17 protein-coding genes and 1 pseudogene are annotated in these 16,894 nt (G+C 60.5%); 16 read left to right on the top strand and 2 right to left on the bottom strand.

The window, feature by feature from the left end; translation table 11 throughout:
- From DBR18_RS29330 to DBR18_RS16685, 7 genes are all read left to right on the top strand, one after another.
- On the top strand, positions 1-577 hold a 577-nt coding region (locus DBR18_RS29330; RefSeq protein WP_256588753.1), incomplete at its 5' end, for a GMC oxidoreductase.
- A gap of 12 nt (positions 578-589) precedes the next feature.
- A complete protein-coding gene (locus DBR18_RS16710) occupies positions 590-1,891 on the top strand; it encodes a cytochrome c (RefSeq protein WP_108591145.1) in 1,302 nt (433 codons plus the stop codon).
- Between the two features lie 295 nt (positions 1,892-2,186).
- Positions 2,187-3,239: a colicin E3/pyocin S6 family cytotoxin gene (locus DBR18_RS16705; protein WP_256588752.1), complete on the top strand. Its 1,053-nt coding sequence runs from the start codon at positions 2,187-2,189 to the stop codon at positions 3,237-3,239.
- A gap of 8 nt (positions 3,240-3,247) precedes the next feature.
- Positions 3,248-3,487, top strand: coding sequence for a pyocin S6 family toxin immunity protein (locus DBR18_RS16700; protein WP_108591143.1), 240 nt, complete (start codon positions 3,248-3,250; stop codon positions 3,485-3,487).
- A gap of 126 nt (positions 3,488-3,613) precedes the next feature.
- Positions 3,614-4,672 carry a PA0069 family radical SAM protein gene (locus tag DBR18_RS16695; protein WP_108591142.1) on the top strand — a complete coding sequence of 353 codons (1,059 nt, stop codon included), beginning with the start codon at positions 3,614-3,616 and terminating at the stop codon, positions 4,670-4,672.
- A 238-nt stretch (positions 4,673-4,910) separates the two neighbouring features.
- Positions 4,911-5,642 (top strand): carbonic anhydrase, encoded by a 732-nt coding sequence (locus DBR18_RS16690; protein WP_041074767.1) that lies wholly within the window; start codon positions 4,911-4,913, stop codon positions 5,640-5,642.
- Positions 5,643-5,732: 90 nt separating this feature from the next.
- Complete coding sequence (locus tag DBR18_RS16685) at positions 5,733-7,259, top strand: SulP family inorganic anion transporter (protein ID WP_108591141.1); 1,527 nt, start codon at positions 5,733-5,735, stop codon at positions 7,257-7,259.
- Between the two features lie 120 nt (positions 7,260-7,379).
- On the opposite strand, the gene DBR18_RS16680 is transcribed toward DBR18_RS16685, so the two are convergent.
- Positions 7,380-8,012: a hypothetical protein gene (locus DBR18_RS16680; RefSeq protein ID WP_007962790.1), complete on the bottom strand. Its 633-nt coding sequence runs from the start codon at positions 8,010-8,012 to the stop codon at positions 7,380-7,382.
- Positions 8,013-8,382: 370 nt separating this feature from the next.
- Here DBR18_RS16680 and coxB point away from each other — a divergent pair, with 370 nt between their 5' ends.
- From coxB to DBR18_RS16660, 4 genes are all read left to right on the top strand, one after another.
- Positions 8,383-9,510 carry a cytochrome c oxidase subunit II gene (coxB, locus tag DBR18_RS16675; protein WP_007962788.1) on the top strand — a complete coding sequence of 376 codons (1,128 nt, stop codon included), beginning with the start codon at positions 8,383-8,385 and terminating at the stop codon, positions 9,508-9,510.
- Between the two features lie 82 nt (positions 9,511-9,592).
- On the top strand, positions 9,593-11,179 hold the full coding sequence (gene ctaD, locus DBR18_RS16670; RefSeq protein WP_108591140.1) for a cytochrome c oxidase subunit I: 1,587 nt from the start codon (positions 9,593-9,595) through the stop codon (positions 11,177-11,179).
- A 129-nt stretch (positions 11,180-11,308) separates the two neighbouring features.
- Positions 11,309-11,860: a cytochrome c oxidase assembly protein gene (locus tag DBR18_RS16665; RefSeq protein ID WP_108591139.1), complete on the top strand. Its 552-nt coding sequence runs from the start codon at positions 11,309-11,311 to the stop codon at positions 11,858-11,860.
- A gap of 25 nt (positions 11,861-11,885) precedes the next feature.
- The gene (locus DBR18_RS16660; protein ID WP_007962783.1) at positions 11,886-12,773 is read left to right on the top strand and encodes a cytochrome c oxidase subunit 3; all 888 of its coding nucleotides are present in this window, start codon (positions 11,886-11,888) and stop codon (positions 12,771-12,773) included.
- Between the two features lie 7 nt (positions 12,774-12,780).
- Here the strand turns inward: DBR18_RS16660 and DBR18_RS16655 are convergent, their stop codons facing one another.
- Positions 12,781-12,984, bottom strand: a complete 204-nt coding sequence (locus DBR18_RS16655) for a twin transmembrane helix small protein (RefSeq protein WP_041073718.1) — start codon at positions 12,982-12,984, stop codon at positions 12,781-12,783.
- A 71-nt stretch (positions 12,985-13,055) separates the two neighbouring features.
- Here DBR18_RS16655 and DBR18_RS16650 point away from each other — a divergent pair, with 71 nt between their 5' ends.
- From DBR18_RS16650 to DBR18_RS16630, 5 genes and pseudogenes are all read left to right on the top strand, one after another.
- Positions 13,056-13,796, top strand: a complete 741-nt coding sequence (locus tag DBR18_RS16650; protein WP_108591138.1) for an SURF1 family protein — start codon at positions 13,056-13,058, stop codon at positions 13,794-13,796.
- Complete coding sequence (locus DBR18_RS16645; protein ID WP_108591137.1) at positions 13,762-14,355, top strand: hypothetical protein; 594 nt, start codon at positions 13,762-13,764, stop codon at positions 14,353-14,355. The genes DBR18_RS16650 and DBR18_RS16645 overlap by 35 nt, the downstream gene beginning before the upstream one ends.
- 10 nt (positions 14,356-14,365) lie before the next feature.
- Entirely contained in the window at positions 14,366-15,445 is a 1,080-nt protein-coding gene (locus DBR18_RS16640; RefSeq protein ID WP_108591136.1) for a heme A synthase, read from the top strand.
- A complete protein-coding gene (gene cyoE / locus DBR18_RS16635; RefSeq protein WP_007962774.1) occupies positions 15,433-16,332 on the top strand; it encodes a heme o synthase in 900 nt (299 codons plus the stop codon). Before DBR18_RS16640 ends, cyoE begins: the two co-directional genes overlap by 13 nt.
- Positions 16,329-16,894, top strand: a pseudogene (locus tag DBR18_RS16630) (SCO family protein); the annotation flags it as partial. The gene cyoE and the pseudogene DBR18_RS16630, both read left to right, overlap by 4 nt.

Below are 16,894 nucleotides of genomic sequence, written 5' to 3'. Positions count from 1 at the left end.
GGCCGGCAGCCGTCCGATTGCCGGCACCTCGAACCCGCCCGGCACGCCGGCCTGGGGCAGCCAGTGGAAGCGCGCAACCGCCGATTACTACACCCACCAGGTGTCAATGGACGCCCACGGCGCGCATCAGTCCTACAGAGGCAACTACCTCGATCTGGATCCGGTGTACCGCGATGCCTACGGCTTGCCGCTGCTGCGCATGACCTTCGACTGGCAGGAAAACGACATCAAGATGAACCGCTTCATGGTCGAGAAAATGGGCAAGGTCGCCCAGGCCATGGGCCCGAAAGCCATTGCGGTGATCGGCAAGCAGGTTGGTGATCACTTCAACACGGCGGCCTACCAGACCACTCACCTCAACGGTGGCGCGATCATGGGCACCGATCCGAAGAAGAGCGCGCTTAACCGCTATCTGCAGAGCTGGGACGTGCACAACGTGTTTGTACCGGGCGCGTCGGCATTCCCGCAGGGTCTGGGTTACAACCCGACCGGACTGGTGGCGGCATTGACCTACTGGTCGGCCAAGGCGATCCGTGAGCAATACCTGAAAAACCCCGGCCCGCTGGTTCAGGCATAAGGAGCGATGACCATGAAAAATCTTGTTATCGCCACTTTGGCACTGCTCGGCAGTGCTGCCGTACACGCCGCCGACGTTGATCAGACGTTGATCAAACAAGGCGAATACCTCGCCCGCGCCGGCGACTGCGTGGCCTGCCACACCGCCAAGGGCGGCAAACCGTTCGCCGGTGGCCTGCCGATGGAAACGCCGATCGGCACGATCTACTCGACCAACATCACCCCGGACAAAACCGGCGTCGGTGATTACAGCTTCGAGGATTTCGACCAGGCCGTACGTCACGGTGTCGCCAAAAACGGTAGTACGTTGTACCCGGCAATGCCATATCCGTCCTACGCCCGTGTCAGCGAAAGCGACATGAAAGCGCTGTACGCCTACTTCATGCACGGCGTCGAGCCGGTAGCGCAGGAGAACAAGGCCAGCGACATTCCATGGCCACTGAGCATGCGCTGGCCATTGATGGGCTGGCGCTGGCTGTTCGCGCCGAAGGTCGAGGATTACAAGGCCACCTCGGATGATCCGGTGATCGATCGCGGCGCCTATCTGGTCGAAGGCCTCGGCCACTGCGGCGCCTGTCATACGCCACGGGCCCTGACCATGCAGGAAAAATCCCTGAGCGCGGCGGACGGCAAGAATTTTCTTGCCGGCAGTGCGCCACTGGAAGGCTGGATCGCCAAGAGCCTGCGCGGTGACCACAAGGACGGTCTGGGCAGCTGGAGCGAAGCGCAACTGGTGCAGTTCCTCAAGACCGGGCGTAGCGACCGCAGTGCGGTGTTCGGTGGCATGAGCGACGTGGTCACCCACAGCATGCAGTACATGACCGACGCCGACCTCACCGCGATTGCCCGCTACCTCAAATCGCTGCCGGCAGTTGATCCAAACGATCAGCCCCACCAGTACGACGAGAAAGCCGCCAAAGCCCTGTGGAACGGCGACGACAGTCAACGCGGCGCGGCGGTGTACATCGACAACTGCGCAGCCTGCCACCGTACCGACGGTCACGGCTATACCCGGGTGTTCCCGGCGCTGGCGGGCAATCCGGTGCTGCAATCGGAAGACCCGACCTCGCTGATCCACATCGTGCTCAAGGGCGGCACCCTGCCAGCCACGCACACCGCGCCATCGACCTTCACCATGCCGGGCTTCGCCTGGCGCTTGTCGGATCAGGAAGTGGCGGATGTGGTGAGTTTCATCCGTGGCAGCTGGGGTAACAAAGGCGCGCCGGTCAAGGCCGCCGACGTCGCCGAGTTGCGCACGGAAGACATGAAACACACCTCCGGCGACGACCTCGGTCAGGTCACGCAACACAACTAAAAATGATCCCTGCATGATGCGTTCATGCAGGGGGTTCATTTAAAGACGGTGGCAGACTTGTCACTCTCACCACCGCTCCCTAGTGTCCAGCGAACGGCGTGGAATACAGAGAATATTCAGCGCTTCTTTTAGGATCCTTCCTACAACTCAACTTTAAACCCTGCATTAGTGTGGCCACCCTCTATCCAGGTATGGCCGTTTTGCTATGTGCAGCTGTCCCATTTGCAGACCTCGCAAACTCACAGCGGACGACATCCGTCGCCAACAAGCAGAAATCCTTCGCTATGAACAAGGGTTGGCCCGCGATGAAGCCAGAAGAAACGAAGTACTAAAAAAACCGTCGGCAAACGCTCCGCTATACGGTTGCGTATTCGCCAAAAGCTGTAATCTCCCCGACGGCATAATCAATCACCGCAATCCTGCTGGATTTGTGCCTGTCGAGAAGCTGGCCGACTACGGCATCTGGGCTGTGCTGGGTACCGCCAAAGCAATCACCACCCACGGCACTCCACTGCAACTGATGGGAGGATCTGCGGCTAGCAGTGCAATTGCCGAACGACTTGGTGGTTCACTTGCACTGACGTTGCTTAAGGGTTCAACCGTTTTAGCCGCGAGCACAGTCGTGGGCACGGTTGCGTTACTGATCCCGAACACCAACATTTCACCGGACAGCGCGTTTTACACAAACGATCAGTATGCAATGCTGGATGTTGGTCGTACGCGCGTTCGGGTTAATACGAAAACTTTAACGGATGGCTCAGTAAGTATTTACGGGTTCTACACGGGCGGCAAACCGGACTGGGAGAATGTTCCCGTCATAAAAGCTAGAAAAGAAGGCGAAACGTACGTCGCTGACATCGGCAACGGCATTGGCCTTACTTGGTCGCCAGCAACAAGCCCTGACGGTGTACTGGGTATTCCTGCATTGGAAAGCGCTCCCCCACTATCCCCTGCTTGGGTGTATCCGCCGACCGAGCAGGCCGACAGGATGCTGGTCAACCCGCAACATCCGCCCGTCTACCAAGACGCAATCATCACGTTCCCCAATACCGGCATTCAGCCCATCTATATTTCGCTGAGTGTCACTGGAAACCATCGATATCATCCGGCGCCGAAAGGATTAAAGGCTTTTCCAGATGCGATTAAGGTCGACTTTAAGACAAGGGTTCAAGGTGGTGGAGGCGCCCGCAGACGATGGAAGGATGGCAAGGGTCGCATCTTTGAATGGGATAGCCAGCACGGGGCTGTCGAAATGTACGACAAGCAAGGTAAACATTTAGGAGAGTTTGACCCCGTCACAGGCGAACAAACCAAGCCAGCCAAACCCGGTAGAAAAGTCGAGAAATAGGAGTTTTTATGTACCTTTGTATCAGTGGCTTTTTAATTGACAGTGCCGAAGATGACTCACTGAAATTTGAACTCGATCTGGACACCACCTTCAATGATCGAATATTGAAAATACTTGATCATAAGAGTCTGAACGAAATGGCTAGGGGAGAATGGTTACTGACAACTGAACAAGCTCAGAAAATTGCTCTATTGATCAATCAGGAACTACCAAATGATCTAAAGCTGTTCATTGGTGTTGAAGCGTAGTCTCACAGTTTTCTTAACTGGGGATCCTGACAACGTTGCAGCTGAGAGCGGATCAGGCGCCGAGCGGCGCTGGTACGCAAACTCAACTCGCGATACTGTACATGCACACAGTATCGGGGCGTTTTCATGTCTACTCCATTGCCACCACGCGGTCGCGGCACCGTGACCAACCCGCACAACCGTTTCGCGCCGAACCGTACGGTGGCCGAGGATGACGGCTGGTATCAGGAAGTGCCCGAGACACAGAACACCGAGGTGATGATCGAGACCGCGAAAACCATCATCACCCGCAACACCTCGCCGGACCTGCCCTTCGATCGTTCGATCAATCCCTATCGCGGCTGCGAGCATGGCTGCATCTATTGCTACGCGCGGCCCAGCCACGCCTATTGGGACATGTCGCCGGGGCTGGATTTCGAAACCCGGCTCATTGCCAAGACTAACGCCGCTCAGGTCCTGGAAGAACAGCTTGGGAAAAAAGGCTATCAGTGCGCGCCCATCAATCTTGGCTCCAACACTGACCCGTACCAGCCCATCGAGCGTGAACACCGGATCACCCGCCAGACCCTTGAAGTACTGCTGCGCTATCGGCATCCGGTGACCATCGTCACGAAAGGCTCGCTGATTCTGCGCGATCTCGACCTGCTCACCGAACTGGCGCAACAACGGCTGGTGGCGGTGATGATCAGCCTGACCACGCTGGACGATGAACTCAAACGCATCCTCGAACCCCGTGCAGCGGCGCCCAAAGCCAGATTGCGGGCGATCAGGGTGATGCGCGAAGCAGGCATTCCCGTGGGGGTGCTGTGTTCGCCGATGATTCCGATGATCAACGACAGCGAAATCGAAAGCCTGCTGAACGAGGCCCACGCGGCTGGAGCACAGAGTGCCGCGTACATGATGCTGCGCCTGCCACTGGAGGTGGCGCCGCTGTTCGAAGAGTGGCTGCAGGCGCACTATCCGCAGCGCGCGGCCCATGTCCTGAGCCTGATCCGCCAGAGCCGTGGCGGCGAGCTCTACGACAGCCGTTTCGGTGCGCGGATGCGCGGCGAAGGGCCATTCGCCGACCTGCTGGCGCAACGCTTTGCCAAAGCGATCAAGCGGCTCGGCCTCAACCACCGCGAGGGCTATAACCTGGACTGCACTGCCTTCTGTCCGCCGGGTCGCCAGATGTCGTTGATTTAGCGACAATTAGCCTATGGTTGATGGGTTGGAATCCTTCCGCCGAAATACGTCAGTCACGTTTTTTGTGACCTGGAACACACGTTCTAGAGCGTTTGATTCAGTTTGAGTTAAGTTTCGGCGGCTACCTTGTTCATCGAGTGACTGACGGGTCTGGATGACCCGGATGTTTTAAACAGCCACTGGCTTCACACCGGAATACACGGGAATGACTCCCCGAATCCGCCAAAGAGGATGAATCATGAGTGACAAGGATAAACAGCCGTTGGCTGCGTCGGCGCAAGCCGTCCCTGGGGCGGAATCCGCCGATGCAGCGCTGCGCACGATCGTTGACGGCTTTTTGCATTTTCATCATGAGGTCTTCCCGCAGCAGGAAGAACTCTTCAAGAAACTCGCCACGGCGCAATCGCCACGGGCGATGTTCATCACCTGTGCCGACTCGCGCATCGTCCCTGAGCTGATCACCCAGAGTTCGCCGGGCGATCTGTTCGTGACCCGTAACGTCGGCAACGTCGTGCCGCCTTACGGCCAGATGAACGGCGGCGTTTCCACCGCCATCGAATACGCGGTGCTGGCACTGGGCGTGCAACACATCATCATCTGCGGCCACTCCGATTGCGGCGCCATGCGCGCAGTGCTCAATCCGGACAGCCTGGAAAAAATGCCGACGGTCAAAGCCTGGCTGCGTCATGCGGAAGTGGCGAAGACCATGGTGCATGACAACTGCAACTGCACCGACGAAAAAGAAAGCATGCCGATCCTCACCGAGGAAAACGTCATCGCCCAATTGCAGCACTTGCGTACCCATCCTTCGGTAGCCTCGCGCATGGCGAACGGTCATCTGTTCATCCATGGCTGGGTCTACAACATCGAAACCAGCGAAATCAAAGCTTACGACGCGGATCAGGGACGCTTCCTGCCGCTCGACGGCAGCCATCCGATTCCGGTGGCGACGCCCAAAGCGCGCTTCTAAATCTTCCTAAAAATCTGTGTGGTATGACGCCGGCCGCTGTTTCAGCGGTTCGGCGAAGCCATGCCTGAAGAAAACTTCGGGAGAGTCACCATGCGTGCTGCTCAATTGAAAGCGGTTCTGCCACGGGAGCTGCTGGCTTCGGTGGTTGTGTTCCTGGTCGCCCTGCCGTTGTGCATGGGTATTGCGATTGCTTCAGGGTTGCCGCCAGCCAAAGGCCTGATCACCGGGATCATCGGTGGTCTGGTGGTCGGTTGGCTGGCGGGCTCGCCGTTGCAGGTCAGCGGGCCGGCGGCGGGGCTGGCGGTGTTGGTGTTCGAACTGGTGCGCCAGCACGGGATCGAGATGCTCGGGCCGATTCTGCTGCTGGCGGGTTTCCTGCAACTGGTGGCCGGACGCCTGAAGCTCGGATGCTGGTTTCGGGTGACGGCGCCTGCGGTGGTGTACGGCATGCTCGCCGGGATCGGTGTGTTGATCGTGCTCTCGCAAGTGCACGTGATGCTTGATGCCAAGCCGCAACCCTCGGGGCTGGATAACCTCACAGCCTTCCCCGGCGCGGTGGCGCAAGCCTTGCCGTCATTCGGCTGGCAGGCCGGGTTGCTCGGGCTGGCGACCATTGCGGTGATGTGGCTGTGGGAGAAATTTCGCCCGCACTCGCTGCGCTTCATTCCCGGTGCGCTGCTCGGTGTCGGCCTGGCCACTGGCGCCAGCCTGCTGCTGGCGTTGCAGGTCAAACGGGTCGAGGTGCCGGAGAATCTGGCCGAAGCCATCGACTGGCTGAAACCCGCCGACCTGCTCAGCCTCGCCGACCCGACACTGCTGATCGCTGCGTTTGCCGTGGCGTTCATCGCCAGCGCCGAAACGCTGTTGTCCGCCGCAGCGGTGGATCGCATGCACAGCGGCGTGCGCTCGGACTTCGACCGTGAGCTGTCGGCACAAGGCGTCGGCAACATGCTCTGCGGTCTGGTCGGCGCGCTGCCGATGACCGGGGTGATCGTGCGCAGTTCGGCCAACGTCCAGGCCGGTGCGACCACCCGTTACTCGACGATTTTCCATGGTCTGTGGCTGCTGGCGTTCGTGTTGCTGCTGTCGAGCGTGCTTCAAAGCATTCCGGTGGCAAGTCTGGCGGGGGTGCTGGTGTACACCGGCTTCAAACTGGTGGACTTGAAAGCCTTTCGCGGTCTGGGCCGTTACGGGCGGATGCCGATGTTCACCTACGCCGCCACGGCGCTGGCAATCATCTTCACTGACCTGTTGACCGGTGTGCTGATCGGTTTCGGTCTGACGATGTTGAAACTGGCGTTCAAGGCTTCGCGCCTGAAGATCAGCCTGATCGACCTGCCGCAGGACGGCGAGATGGAGTTGCGTCTGGTGGGCGCGGCAACCTTCCTCAAGGTGCCGGCACTGACCCAGGTGCTGGGCAGCATTCCAGCGGGTACGACGGTGCATGTGCCGCTCAATAACCTGAGCTACATCGATCATTCGTGTCTGGAGTTGCTGGAGGAATGGGGCCGGGCGAATGCCGCGAAGGGGTCGAAGCTGTTGATCGAGTCGCGCGGGTTGAAGCGACGGCTTGAGGGGCGGGTTCGGACCAATACCGGGATCGGCTCAGCCGCTTAAATCCCCGGGTTGGAACTCAACCCCTGTAGGAGCTGCCGCAGGCTGCGATCTTTTGCTCTTGATTGTTAAAAACAACATCAAAAGATCGCAGCCTGCGGCAGCTCCTACATTGTGTATAACTCAGGCGGCGGGCTGATCCAGCTCCAGGCCCACACCCAGGCGGCGGCCCATGCACGGCCAGCGCTTCCACGCGGCACCGGTGTCCGGGCTGCTGAGCTTGTCGCGGTAGGCTTCTACCGATTCCAGCGCAAAGCTCTCGTCGTCGAGCATCTCGTCGATAGTGTGATGCACGACTTCGTCCAGTTGATTGGCGAATTCCTCACCGAGCAATTGGTGAGCAATCAGGTTGGCGACCGTCATGTCCAAGGGGATCAGTGGCTGGCCGAGGTGCTTGATGTACAGGTCGTTGACCTCTTCGACAAAGCGGTGCGCCAGATAGGCTTCGTCCAGCAGGCTGTCCAGACCGACCGGCGGCTGGAGAAAGTACTGCTCGGCGATTTTCAGCACCGGTTTGATCTGCGACTCGATTCCCGCTTCCCTGGCAACTTCATTGGCTGCGTCCAGCATGTCTGGTACTTCATCGATATAAGCGGTGACGAAACTGGTCAGCGCTTCTTCGCGGTTGGCGTCCGGCAACTGGATGGCCGAATGCAGATGAGGCAGTTTGGCTTCCAACTGACGCTTGAGGCGTCCGGTTTCGTTTTCGGTTTGTCGGGCTTTTTGGATCTGCTCGCGCAATGCGGCGGTGTTCATGAAAACTCCAGGAAACAAGGCAATGAAATAGGGAAGACATAACTTAGCTGGCTTACGAAAAATGCTAAGACGCATTTGTCATAATTATTTCATCCTTGATACACCTGCGTTATATCGGTTTGCCACCACTCGTCTGCATCCTTCTCCATTCGCACCCTTGAGCGCAAGCCCCGGCTGTTTCAGATGATTTACGCGCCGACATTGCAATTCCCGATGGCTGTCTATACTCGCCATTGAATGGAGTTAGCTGATGACGCCCGACTGCCCACGCAGCAAGGCCCGGCGATTCAAGTTCGTAGTCTGATGCAGCCGCTCCCTTGCCGAAGGCGTTGCGCCTACGGGATAACAAGAACGATAAGGGGAACCCGCAATGATGCGACATCCACACGTCTGGATGGGCCTCCTGTTGTGGTCGATTTTCAGCCCGGCCCATGCGGCCTGGACTGTGAATATGGCGCCTGGAGCGACTGAAATCAGTCACGCAGTATTCGACCTGCACATGACCATTTTCTGGATCTGTGTGGTGATCGGGATCATCGTCTTCGGTGCCATGTTCTGGTCGATGATCGTGCATCGCCGCTCGACCGGGCAGGTCGCCGCAAAATTCCACGAAAGCACCACCGTCGAAATTCTCTGGACCGTCGTGCCGCTGCTGATTCTGGTGGCGATGGCCGTTCCGGCGACCGCCACCCTGATCCGCATGTACGACACCAGTGAGCCGGATATCGATATCCAGATCACCGGTTATCAGTGGAAGTGGCACTACAAATACCTCGGTCAGGACGTCGAGTTCTTCAGCAACCTGGCCACCCCCGCCGAACAGATCCACAACAAGGAAGCCAAGGGCGAGCACTACCTGCTCGAAGTGGACAAACCTCTGGTGCTGCCGGTCGGCGCCAAGGTGCGCTTCCTCGTGACTTCCGCCGACGTCATTCACTCGTGGTGGGTGCCGGCCTTCGCGGTCAAGCGCGATGCGATCCCGGGATTCGTCAACGAAGCCTGGACGCGCATCGACAAGCCCGGCCTGTACCGTGGCCAGTGCGCCGAACTGTGCGGCAAGGATCACGGCTTCATGCCGATCGTGGTCGACGTCAAGGAGAAGGCCGACTACGACAAGTGGCTCGCCGACCGCAAGGCCGAAGCCGCGCAGCTCAAGGAGCTGACCAGCAAGGAATGGACGCTGGACGAACTCAAGGAACGTGGCGACAAGATCTATCACACCACCTGCGTGGCCTGTCACCAGGCTGAAGGCCAGGGCCTGCCGCCGATGTTCCCGGCGCTCAAGGGCTCGCCGATTGCCACCGGCCCGAAAGCCGACCACCTGCACCGCGTCTACTTCGGCAAGCCCGGCACCGCCATGGCAGCGTTTGGCAAGCAGTTGTCGGAAGTCGATATCGCAGCGGTCGTGACCTACGAACGTAACGCCTGGGGCAACAACAAGGGCGACATGGTCACGCCAAAAGAAGTGCTGGAGCTCAAACAGGCGGAAAGCAAATGAGCCGGTCCATCGCGTATTTCGTGAACCGGCCGGGGCACCGTGCCCCGGCCAGCCCCGTCCACTCACGTAAAGGAGACCGGCCATGAGCGCTGTAATCGATGACCACGGTCATGCCGACCACGCCCACGGCCCCGCCAAAGGCCTGATGCGCTGGGTGCTGACCACCAACCACAAGGACATCGGCACGCTGTACCTGTGGTTTGCGTTCTGCATGTTCCTGCTCGGCGGCACGTTCGCCATGGTGATCCGCGCCGAGCTGTTCCAGCCCGGGCTGCAGATTGTCGAGCCGGCGTTTTTCAACCAGATGACCACCATGCACGGTCTGGTGATGGTCTTCGGCGCGGTGATGCCGGCGTTCGTCGGCCTCGCCAACTGGATGATCCCGCTGATGATCGGCGCGCCGGACATGGCCCTGCCACGGATGAACAACTTCAGCTTCTGGCTGCTGCCGGCGGCGTTCCTGCTGCTGGTCTCGACCCTGTTCACCGCCGGTGGCGGGCCGAACTTCGGCTGGACGTTCTATGCGCCGCTGTCCACCACCTACGCGCCGGAAAGCGTCACCTACTTCATCTTCGCCATCCACCTGATGGGGATCAGTTCGATCATGGGTGCGATCAACGTGATCGCCACCATCCTCAACCTGCGCGCCCCCGGCATGACGCTGATGAAAATGCCGCTGTTCGTCTGGACCTGGCTGATCACCGCGTTCCTGCTGATCGCGGTGATGCCGGTGCTGGCCGGGTGCGTGACGATGATGCTGATGGACATCCACTTCGGCACCAGTTTCTTCAGTGCCGCCGGTGGCGGTGACCCGGTGCTGTTCCAGCACGTGTTCTGGTTCTTCGGGCATCCCGAGGTGTACATCATGATCCTGCCGGCCTTCGGCGCCGTCAGCCAGATCATCCCGACCTTCTCGCGCAAGCCGCTGTTCGGCTACACCTCGATGGTCTACGCCACGGCGAGCATCGCGTTCCTGTCGTTCATCGTCTGGGCGCACCACATGTTCGTGGTCGGCATCCCGCTGGTGGGCGAGCTGTTCTTCATGTACGCAACCATGCTCATCGCCGTGCCGACCGGGGTGAAAGTGTTCAACTGGGCCAGCACCATGTGGCAAGGCTCGCTGACCTTCGAGACGCCGATGCTGTTTGCGGTGGCGTTCGTGATCCTGTTTTCCATCGGCGGTTTCTCCGGGCTGATGCTGGCCATCGCCCCGGCGGACTTCCAGTACCAGGACACCTACTTCGTGGTCGCGCACTTCCACTACGTGCTGGTGCCGGGGGCGATCTTCGGGATCTTTGCCTCAGCCTATTACTGGCTGCCGAAGTGGACCGGGCACATGTACGACGAAACCCTCGGCAAGCTGCACTTCTGGCTGTCGTTCGTCGGCATGAACATGACCTTCTTCCCGATGCACTTCGTGGGGCTGGCGGGGATGCCGCGGCGGATCCCGGACTACAACCTGCAATTCGCCGATTTCAACATGGTCTCGTCGATCGGCGCGTTCATGTTCGGTGCCACGCAGATCTTCTTCCTGTTCATCGTGATCAAGACCATTCGTGGCGGCCCGCCAGCCCCGGCCAAACCGTGGGACGGCGCCGAAGGCCTGGAGTGGAGCGTGCCGTCACCGGCGCCGTATCACACCTTTACTACGCCGCCGGAAGTGAAATGAAACGCCTTGCCTTTGTGGGAGGGGGCTTGCTCCCGAATGCGTCAGATCATTCAACTCATGGGTTGAATGATGAATTGCATTCGCGAGCAAGCCCGCTCCCACAGGGGATCTCGATGGAGGCTGACAATAATGGCTGACTCGATCTCGCTGAAAAAACTGGTCTCCCGCCTGCTCGGGGTCGTGGTCGCCATGTTTGTCTTCGGCTTCGCCCTGGTGCCGATCTACGACGTGATGTGCAAGGCCTTCGGCATCAACGGCAAGACCGCCGGGCAGTACGAGGGCGAGCAGGTGGTGGACAGCTCGCGGCAAGTGCGCGTGCAGTTTCTCTCGACCAACAACATCGACATGCCGTGGGAGTTTTACCCCAAGCACGACGAGCTGACTGCCAACCCCGGCGCGGTCAACGAGATGATTTTCATCGCCCGCAACCCCACCGACAAACCGATGAGTGCGCAAGCTGTGCCGAGCATCGCGCCGAGCAACGCGGCGGCGTATTTCCACAAGACCGAATGCTTTTGCTTTACCCAGCAGGTGCTGCAGCCCGGTCAGCAGATCGAGATGCCGGTGCGTTTCATCGTTGACCGCGACATGCCCAAGGACGTGAAGCACCTGACGCTGTCCTACACGCTGTTCGATATCACCGCCCGACATCCTCCGGTGGCTGCAAACACTGGCGGTTAAGCGTGCCCGATAAGGAGAACAATAAATGGCAACTCATGAGCACTATTACGTCCCGGCCCAGAGCAAATGGCCGATCATCGCCACGTTCGGCATGGTCATCACCGTGTACGGCCTGGCGACCTGGTTCAACGATCTGAAGGCTGCGCGCCCGGAATCCCACGGCCCGTACATCTTTTTCGTCGGCGGGCTGTTGCTGGCGTACATGCTGTTCGGCTGGTTCGGTGCGGTGATCAAGGAAAGTCGCGCCGGGCTGTACAGCCCGCAGCTCGATCGCTCGTTCCGCTGGGGCATGAGCTGGTTCATCTTTTCCGAGGTGATGTTCTTCGTCGCCTTCTTCGGCGCGCTGTTTTATGTGCGCCACGTCTCGGGGCCAGCTCTGGGGGGTGAAGGTCCGAAAGGCATCGCCCACATGCTCTGGCCGAACTTCCAGTTCACCTGGCCGCTGCTGCACACCCCGGACCCGAAACTGTTCCCGCCGCCCAAGGAAGTCATCAGCCCGTGGGGTCTGCCGCTGATCAACACGATCCTGCTGGTCAGCTCCAGCGTGACCATCACCATCGCCCACCATGCCCTGAAGAAGGGCCATCGCGGCGCACTGAAGATCTGGCTGGCGATCACCGTGCTATTGGGCTGCGGCTTCCTCGCCTTGCAGGCCGAGGAATACATGCACGCTTACCACGAACTGGGGCTGACCCTGGGTTCGGGCATCTACGGCGCGACGTTCTTCATGCTCACCGGTTTCCACGGCGCCCACGTGACCATCGGCACGATCATTCTGTTCGTGATGCTGATGCGCATCATGAAGGGCCATTTCGATGCCGAGCATCAGTTCGGCTTTGAGGCCGCGAGCTGGTACTGGCACTTCGTCGATGTGGTGTGGATCGGCCTGTTCATCTTCGTTTATGTGCTCTGAGCACTGATCACCAAGGCGCGTGCGACACCAGTTGGCCGCTGTAGAAGCCCCAGGCAATCAAGCCGACGGTGGCAGCGGCCAGAGCCACCCGAACACTCAAGGCGATCACCAGGCGATTGGAGCTGCTGTCGTCCTTGACCAGGAAAAACAGGCCGCTGAACAGGCTGATCACCGTGGCAATCAGCAGCACGACAATGGCTGCCTTGAGCATGGGAAGAACTCCGGGGGACAGGCGATGCAGTTGAGTATAGCGAGCGCGACGACTGCCTTTGTGGCGCGGCCATGAAGCGCTTTCGGCCGGGCGTGATACCGACCGTGGTAGTGGCGCTGTTGCTGCCGCTGCTGGTGGCGCTGGGCTTCTGGCAATTGGGCCGGGGCGCGGAGAAAACCGCCCTGCTCGCCAGTTACGCCGAACGCCGCGCCGCCGAGCCGATGGCCAGCAGCGAATTGCTGCACAGCGCCGACCCGGCCTTTCGCCGCGTGCACCTGTACGGCCAGTTCGATAGCGCCCACAGCCTGCTGCTGGATAACCGTCAGCGCAACGGCAAGGTCGGCATCGAACTGCTGCAGCCATTTCAGGATCGGGCCACCGGCCAGTGGCTGCTGGTCAATCGCGGCTGGCTGCCATGGCCGGATCGCCGGGTAACACCAAAATTTTCCACCCCCGCCGACACGGTGAACCTGGACGCCTGGGTCTACGTCGCCCCCGGCGCAACCTTCCAGTTGCACGCCGACCCCGCCAGCAGCACCTGGCCGCAAACCATCACCGCCGTCGAGCCGGCCAGGCTGTGGAAAACCCTCGAGCGCGACGGCTTCGCCTATGAACTGCGCGCCGAACCCGGCCCTGCCAGCTACGAGGCCGACTGGCCGGTCGTGGCCATGGGTCCGGAAAAACACCTCGGTTACGCCGTGCAGTGGTTCGCCATGGCCACCGCCCTGCTCGGTCTCTACGTCTATTTGGGCTTGCACAACGCAAAGGAGAAAACCCATGGGAACGGCCATGAATCCACCCAGCATGTCTGAGGCAAAAACCCCGGCCACCCGCCGTCGCGGGCGGATCCAGCTGTTGCTGATTCTGCTCGGCGTGGTCGGCCCGATGATCCTCGCCACCGGCATGTACAAATTGCAGTTCTGGGTGCCGGAAGGTCGCAGCTATCACGGCGAACTGATCGGTAACGGCCAGACCCGCGCCGACCTCGGCGTGCAGGCCGATGAACAGCGCTGGCAGATGCTGGTGACCGCGCCGAAGGATTGCGCGGTGGACTGCCAGCAACTGGTGTACCTCGCCCGGCAGATCCAGATCGGTCTCGGCCGCGATGCCGGACGCGCCAGCCACGCCCTCGCCGCTGCACAGCCGCTGAGCGCCGACTACGAAGCCAAGCTGAACCGCGAATATCCGCAGCTGCAACGCTACCCGCTGGACAGCGCAGCGTTGAGCAAAGCCACTGGCGACAAGGCCACACCGCAACTGTGGATCATCGACCCCCACGGCAACCTGGTGCTGCGTTACGACCCGAGCGTGAAGGGCAAGGATCTGCTCAACGACCTGCGTCATCTGCTGAAACTGTCGAACATCGGATAAGGGCATTGTCATGGCCAAACCTGGATTTCGCCTCGCGCTGTTTGCCACCCTGCTGGCACTGATCGTCGTGTTGCTCGGCGCCTACACCCGCCTGACCCACGCAGGCTTGGGCTGTCCGGACTGGCCGGGGTGCTACGGGTTTATCAGCGTGCCGAAAAGCGAAGTCCAACTGGCCCATGCCGAACTGCATTACCCCGACTCGCCGGTGGTGGCGTACAAGGGCTGGAACGAGATGATCCACCGTTATTTCGCCGGCACCCTCGGCCTGATGATTTCGCTTCTGGCCGGGCGCGCCTGGGTTAACCGGCATCATCCGGGTCAACCACTGAAGTTGCCGCTGTTTCTGCTGGCGGTGGTGTTCGCCCAGGCGGCGTTCGGCATGTGGACGGTGACGCTCAAGCTCTGGCCGCAGGTGGTCACCGGGCATCTGCTCGGCGGTTTCGCGACCTTGAGTTTGCTGTTCCTGCTGACCCTGCGCCTGTCCGGCGTGCTGCCGGCACTGACCGTCCCCAAGCGTTTGCAGTATTGGGCGACGGCGGGGCTGTTGCTGGTGATCGGCCAGATCGCGCTGGGCGGCTGGGTCAGTTCCAACTATGCGGCAGTGGCCTGCATCGACTTCCCGACCTGCCACGGCCAATGGCTGCCGCCCGCCGACTTTGCCAACGGCTTTCACCTGACCCAGCACATCGGCCCCAATTACCTCGGCGGTCAGCTCGACAGCGACGCGCGCACGGCGATTCATCTGACCCACCGCATTGGCGCGCTGCTGGTGACGCTGGTGTTGCTCGGTCTGGCCTGGCAGCTCAGGGCTGTCGGCATGACACGTTTGGCCGGGCTAGTCGTCATCGCCCTCGGCGCACAGATCTCTCTTGGCATCAGCAACGTGTTGTTCCATCTGCCGCTGCCGGTGGCCGTGGCGCACAACGCCGGAGGCGCCGCGCTGCTGCTGACCATGGTGCTGGTCAATTACCACGCGCGCACCAGTCTGGTTCGGGTCAAACAGCCGATGTTGGCGCGCTGGCGTCTGAGCCCGCGTAAACATTCGGCTGCGCCCATCACGATAAAAGGAGAAACGCCATGGCGCTTCTGATCGGCGAACGCCCTGCACAAGCGCTATGGCGTGACTATCTGGAGCTGACCAAGCCGAAAGTGGTGGTGCTGATGCTGATCACCTCGCTGGTCGGCATGTTCCTCGCAACCCGCGCCGGGGTGCCGTGGACGGTGCTGGTGTTCGGCAATCTGGGGATTGCGTTGTGTGCCGGCGGGGCGGCGGCGGTCAATCATGTGGTGGACCGGCGCATCGATGCGGTGATGGCGCGCACCCACAAACGGCCATTGGCCGAGGGCCGGGTTTCACCGGCAGCGGCGCTGACCTTTGCTCTGGTGCTGGCGCTGCTCGGGCAGGCTTTGCTGCTGACCTTCACCAATCCGCTGACCGCCTGGCTGACACTGGCTTCGCTGCTGGGTTACGCGGTGATCTACACCGGTTTCCTCAAACGCGCGACGCCTCAGAACATCGTCATTGGCGGCCTCGCCGGCGCGGCGCCACCGCTGCTCGGCTGGACCGCCGCCACCGGCCATGTCAGCGCCGAACCGTTGCTGCTGGTGCTGATCATCTTCGCCTGGACCCCGCCGCATTTCTGGGCGCTGGCGATTCATCGCAAGGAGGAATACGCCAAGGCCGACATCCCGATGCTGCCGGTGACCCACGGCGAGCACTACACCAAGGTGCATATTCTGTTGTACACCTTCGCGCTGCTCGCGGTGAGCCTGCTGCCGTACGTGATCCACATGAGCGGCGTGCTCTACCTGATCTGCGCCCTCGCGCTGGGCGCAAGGTTTCTGCAATGGGCCGTGGTGCTGTACCGTGGCACTCGGCCGCACGCGGCGATCAACACCTTCAAGTACTCTATTTATTACTTGTTCCTGTTGTTCATCGCCCTGCTCGTAGACCACTACTTACTGTTGAACCTATGACTCGAACCCAGAAAACCGTCTTCATCCTCGTCGCCGTGATCGCGCTGATCCTGGGACTGACCGTCAACAAAGTGCTGAGTGGCAAGGGCCAGGGCGACCCCACCGCGCTGATCGACGCCGGTATCATCCTGCTGCCGCAGAGCCGCACCCTGCCGGGCGTGACCATGACCAATCAGGACGGCCAACCGGTCGCCATCGACGAGTTGAAAGGCAAGTGGAGCCTGCTGTTTTTCGGCTACACCTTCTGCCCGGACATCTGCCCGACCACCCTCGCCCAACTGCGCCAGATCAAGAGCGAGTTGCCCAAGGATGCTGTGGATAAACTGCAGATCGTGCTGGTCAGCGTCGACCCGAATCGCGACAACCCGCAGCAATTGAAACAGTACCTGGGCTACTTCGATCCACAGTTCATCGGCCTGACGCCGAAGTCGATCGAAGAGCTGCAGAAAGTCGCCAACGCGGTGAGCATTCCGTTCATTCCGGCCGACACCAGCAAGCCGAATTACACCGTCGACCACAGTGGCAACCTCGCCGTGATCGGCCCGGACGGCACCCAGCGCGG

Source organism: Pseudomonas sp. HMWF021 (genome assembly GCF_003061005.1).
GTDB lineage: Bacteria > Pseudomonadota > Gammaproteobacteria > Pseudomonadales > Pseudomonadaceae > Aquipseudomonas.
This window is presented reverse-complemented; position numbering and strand designations above follow the sequence as displayed.

Bases quoted from the DNA above. Each gene is read 5' to 3' on its own strand.
- DBR18_RS16695 (WP_108591142.1), top strand. From the start codon at position 3,614: ATGTCTACTCCATTGCCACCACGCGGTCGCGGCACCGTGACCAACCCG.
- DBR18_RS16660 (WP_007962783.1), top strand. From the start codon at position 11,886: ATGGCAACTCATGAGCACTATTACGTCCCGGCCCAGAGCAAATGGCCG.
- DBR18_RS16645 (WP_108591137.1), top strand. From the start codon at position 13,762: ATGGGAACGGCCATGAATCCACCCAGCATGTCTGAGGCAAAAACCCCG.
- ctaD (WP_108591140.1), top strand. From the start codon at position 9,593: ATGAGCGCTGTAATCGATGACCACGGTCATGCCGACCACGCCCACGGC.
- DBR18_RS16640 (WP_108591136.1), top strand. From the start codon at position 14,366: ATGGCCAAACCTGGATTTCGCCTCGCGCTGTTTGCCACCCTGCTGGCA.
- DBR18_RS16710 (WP_108591145.1), top strand. From the start codon at position 590: ATGAAAAATCTTGTTATCGCCACTTTGGCACTGCTCGGCAGTGCTGCC.
- coxB (WP_007962788.1), top strand. From the start codon at position 8,383: ATGATGCGACATCCACACGTCTGGATGGGCCTCCTGTTGTGGTCGATT.
- DBR18_RS16665 (WP_108591139.1), top strand. From the start codon at position 11,309: ATGGCTGACTCGATCTCGCTGAAAAAACTGGTCTCCCGCCTGCTCGGG.
- DBR18_RS16680 (WP_007962790.1), bottom strand. From the start codon at position 8,012: ATGAACACCGCCGCATTGCGCGAGCAGATCCAAAAAGCCCGACAAACC.
- DBR18_RS16655 (WP_041073718.1), bottom strand. From the start codon at position 12,984: ATGCTCAAGGCAGCCATTGTCGTGCTGCTGATTGCCACGGTGATCAGC.
- cyoE (WP_007962774.1), top strand. From the start codon at position 15,433: ATGGCGCTTCTGATCGGCGAACGCCCTGCACAAGCGCTATGGCGTGAC.
- DBR18_RS16690 (WP_041074767.1), top strand. From the start codon at position 4,911: ATGAGTGACAAGGATAAACAGCCGTTGGCTGCGTCGGCGCAAGCCGTC.
- DBR18_RS16650 (WP_108591138.1), top strand. From the start codon at position 13,056: ATGAAGCGCTTTCGGCCGGGCGTGATACCGACCGTGGTAGTGGCGCTG.
- DBR18_RS16685 (WP_108591141.1), top strand. From the start codon at position 5,733: ATGCGTGCTGCTCAATTGAAAGCGGTTCTGCCACGGGAGCTGCTGGCT.
- DBR18_RS16700 (WP_108591143.1), top strand. From the start codon at position 3,248: ATGTACCTTTGTATCAGTGGCTTTTTAATTGACAGTGCCGAAGATGAC.